Below are 3,876 nucleotides of genomic sequence, written 5' to 3' on the forward strand. Positions count from 1 at the left end.
AAGTACCACTTGTTGAGCAGGAAGGCGTAGAGCAGGCGATGGTTGGCGGCGACGCTGGCGGGCAGTTCCGGCGAGCGGATATAGAACTTCCAGGCGACCGCGAAGCCGATGACCATGGCGATGAACGGCGCCAGTTCGACCCACAGCGGCAGTTCGTGGATCTCGTGAAGGATGTGGTTTTCCGGCAGTGTGAACAGCGACGCCTTCCAGAACTCGGCATAGCCCTCGCCGATGAAGGCGCCATGGAAGATGATGCCGGCAAACAGCGCGCCCACGGCCAGGATGAACAGCGGCACCAGCATCACCGGCGGCGATTCATGGACATGGTGCATGACCTCGTGGCTGGCGCGCGGCTGGCCATGGAAAGTCATGAAGATCAGCCGCCAGGAGTAGAAGGAGGTAAAGGCCGCGGCGACAACCAGCAGCACGAAGGCGGTGCCGGCAAACAGATTGTGGCTGGCAAAGGCACTCTCGATGATGGCGTCCTTGGAGAAGAAGCCGGCGGTGCCGATGACCGTCACCGGAATGCCGACGCCGGTCAGCGCCAGCGTGCCGATCACCATCATCCAGTAGGTCTTCGGAATGAGCGTCCTGAGGCCACCCATGTTGCGCATGTCCTGCTCGTCGGAGACGGCATGGATCACCGAGCCCGAACCGAGGAACAGCAGCGCCTTGAAGAAGGCGTGCGTGAACAAATGGAAGATCGCGGCGCCATAGGCGCCGACGCCGAGCGCCACGAACATGTAGCCAAGCTGCGAGCAGGTCGAATAGGCGATGACGCGCTTGATGTCGTTCTGGACGAGGCCGACAGTGGCCGCGAAGAAGGCGGTGAAGGCGCCGATGAAGGTGACGACCGTCAGCGCCGAATGCGACAGCTCGAACAGCGGCGACAGCCTGGCCAGCATGAACACGCCCGCCGTCACCATGGTGGCGGCATGGATCAGCGCCGAGACCGGGGTCGGGCCTTCCATGGCGTCGGGCAGCCAGGTGTGCAGCGGCACCTGCGCCGACTTGCCCATCGCGCCCATGAAGAGCAGCAGGCAGACGACGGTCAGCGCCGAGTGCTTGTCGAGCGTATAGCCGAGGAAGGTGAGCACGGTTGCGCCGTGCTCGGCGCCCTCTGTCGGAACGAAGCTCGCCGCATTGGCGAAGATGGTGCCGAGATTGACCGAGCCGAAAAGCACGAACACGCCGAAAATGCCCAGCGCGAAGCCGAAATCGCCGACGCGGTTGACGATGAAGGCCTTGATTGCCGCGGCATTGGCCGACGGCTTCTTGTACCAGAAGCCGATCAGCAGGTAGGAGGCGAGACCGACACCTTCCCAGCCGAAGAACATCTGCACCAGATTGTCGGCCGTCACCAGCATCAGCATGGCGAAGGTGAACAGCGACAGATAGGCAAAGAAGCGCGGCCGGTTCGGATCGTGATGCATGTAGCCGATCGAGTAGATGTGGACCAGCGCCGACACGGTGTTGACGACGACCAGCATCACCACCGTCAGCGTGTCGATCCTGAGCGCCCAGGACGCGTCGAGCCCGCCCGACTGGATCCAGCGCAGCACCGGCACGGTGAACACTTCGCCCTCGCCGAAGCCGACCGAGAAGAAGGCGATCCACGACAGCACGGCCGAAATCACCAGGAAGCCGGAGGTGATGTATTCGGACGCCTTGGCGCCGAGCGACGTGCCGAACAGGCCGACGATCAGGAAGCCGAGCAGCGGAAGGAAGACGATTGCTTGATACATGACTGCCCCGTCAACCCTTCATCATGTTGACGTCTTCGACCGCGATCGAGCCGCGGTTGCGGAAGAAGACGACGAGAATGGCAAGACCGATCGCGGCCTCGGCCGCGGCGACCGTCAGCACGAACAGCGCGAACACCTGCCCGACGAGATCGCCGAGCGCCGCCGAGAAGGCGACGAAATTGATGTTGACCGCAAGCAGGATCAGCTCGACCGACATCAGGATGACGATGACGTTCTTGCGGTTCAGGAAGATGCCGAACACGCCGAGCGTGAACAGGATCGCCGATACGGTGAGGTAGTGCGCGATGCCGACGACCATCTCAGATGCCCTCGCCCGATTTGACCTTGCGGATTTCCATGCCGGTCGCCGGCGTGCGGCCGACCTGGGCTGCGATCGACTGCCGCTTGACGCCCGGCTTGTGGCGCAGCGTCAGCACGATGGCGCCGATCATGGCGACAAGCAGCACGAGGCCGGCGATCTGGAAGTAGTAGAGGTAGTCCGTGTAGAGGATATCGCCGAGCGCGGCCGTGTTGGTGCGCTGGGCGAGATCCGGGATGGGCTTGGCCACTGTCGAGGCCAGCTGCGGCGCGAAAGTGTAGCCGCCGAGCACGACAATCAGTTCCGCCGCCAGGATCAGCCCGACCAGCGCGCCGATCGGGGCGTATTGCAGCGCGCCTTCCTTCATCTCGGCGAAGTCGACGTCGAGCATCATGACGACGAACAGGAACAGCACCATCACGGCGCCGACATAGACGACGAGCAGGATCATCGCCAGGAACTCGGCGCCGGTCAGCATGAACAGGCCGGCGGCATTGAAGAAGGTCAGGATCAGGAACAGCACCGAATGCACAGGGTTGCGCGACGAAATGACCATGAAGGCCGACGCCACCGCGACAAAGGCGAAGAGGTAGAAGAAAGCCGCCTCTAGTCCACTCAGCATGGGGATCCCCCGGGTTCCTGTCCGAACAGGACGTTCGTCCTGTTCGCTCTTTCTGGCTTCGTACCGCCTCCGGTGCCGAAGCCGCGTTGTCCTTAAACGAGGCCCCTCGCCCCGTCCATGCGTCAAATGTCAGCGGTAGGGCGCGTCCAGAGCGATGTTGCGCGCCAGTTCGCGTTCCCAGCGATCGCCGTTCGCGAGCAGCTTTTCCTTGTTGTAGTAAAGCTCCTCGCGCGTCTCGGTCGCGAATTCGAAATTCGGCCCCTCGACGATGGCGTCGACCGGGCAGGCCTCCTGGCAGAAGCCGCAATAGATGCACTTCACCATGTCGATGTCGTAGCGCACGGTGCGGCGCGTGCCGTCGTTGCGGCGCGGGCCGGCCTCGATGGTGATCGCCTGCGCCGGGCAGATCGCCTCGCACAGCTTGCAGGCGATGCAGCGCTCTTCGCCATTGGGGTAGCGGCGCAGCGCATGCTCGCCGCGGAAGCGGGGGCTGATCGGCCCCTTCTCGTGCGGATAGTTGATCGTCTCCTTCGGCGCGAAGAACTGGCGCATCGACAGGAAGAAGGCGCTGACGAAATCCTTCAGCAGCAGCGCCTTTGCGGCTTGGGAAAGAGCGGACATTACGCAAACCCCGTGAGCTTGAGGAAGGCTGCGGTGGCGATGACCATGAACAGCGAGATCGGCAGGAAGACCTTCCAACCTAGCCGCATCAGCTGGTCATAGCGGTAGCGCGGCACGAACGCCTTCACCATGGAAATGCCGAAGAACACCAGGCAGACCTTGAGCACGAACCAGATCAGCCCCGGCACCCAGGTGAAGGGCGCGAAGTCGAAGGGCGGCAGCCAGCCGCCGAGGAACAGGATGGTCGCCAGCGCGCACATCAGGACGATGGCGACATACTCGCCAAGGAAGAAGAGCAAGAACGGCGTCGACGAGTATTCGACCATGTGGCCGGCGACCAGTTCCGATTCGGCCTCCACCAGATCGAAAGGCGGGCGGTTCGTCTCGGCCAGCGCCGAGATGAAGAAAATGACGAACATCGGGAACAGCGACAGCCAGTGCCAGTCGAGGAAGGTGTTGGGCAGGCCGAGCCGGGTGCCGAGCCCATCGTGCTGCGACATGACGATGTCGGACAGGTTGAGCGAGCCGACGCACAAGAGCACGGTGACGATGACGAAGCCGATCGAGAC

5 protein-coding genes are annotated in these 3,876 nt (G+C 63.0%); all 5 read right to left on the reverse strand.

Features of this window, described 5'->3' with window-relative positions; all coding sequences use genetic code 11:
* Nucleotides 1-1,745 (reverse strand): NADH-quinone oxidoreductase subunit L (gene nuoL, locus EOA33_RS27180; protein WP_127407046.1); only part of this gene is annotated, 1,745 nt, incomplete at its 3' end.
* 10 nt (nucleotides 1,746-1,755) lie between these two features.
* Nucleotides 1,756-2,064, reverse strand: coding sequence for an NADH-quinone oxidoreductase subunit NuoK (gene nuoK, locus EOA33_RS27185; RefSeq protein WP_019858930.1), 309 nt, complete (start codon nucleotides 2,062-2,064; stop codon nucleotides 1,756-1,758).
* A gap of 1 nt (nucleotide 2,065) precedes the next feature.
* Nucleotides 2,066-2,686 (reverse strand): NADH-quinone oxidoreductase subunit J, encoded by a 621-nt coding sequence (locus EOA33_RS27190; protein ID WP_126054028.1) that lies wholly within the window; start codon nucleotides 2,684-2,686, stop codon nucleotides 2,066-2,068.
* 129 nt (nucleotides 2,687-2,815) lie between these two features.
* A complete protein-coding gene (nuoI, locus tag EOA33_RS27195; protein ID WP_126054027.1) occupies nucleotides 2,816-3,307 on the reverse strand; it encodes an NADH-quinone oxidoreductase subunit NuoI in 492 nt (163 codons plus the stop codon).
* Nucleotides 3,307-3,876: NADH-quinone oxidoreductase subunit H (locus tag EOA33_RS27200; RefSeq protein ID WP_190234381.1), on the reverse strand; the 570-nt coding region annotated here is incomplete at its 5' end. The genes nuoI and EOA33_RS27200, both read right to left, overlap by 1 nt.

Source organism: Mesorhizobium sp. M4A.F.Ca.ET.050.02.1.1 (assembly GCF_003997725.1).
Lineage (GTDB): Bacteria > Pseudomonadota > Alphaproteobacteria > Rhizobiales > Rhizobiaceae > Mesorhizobium.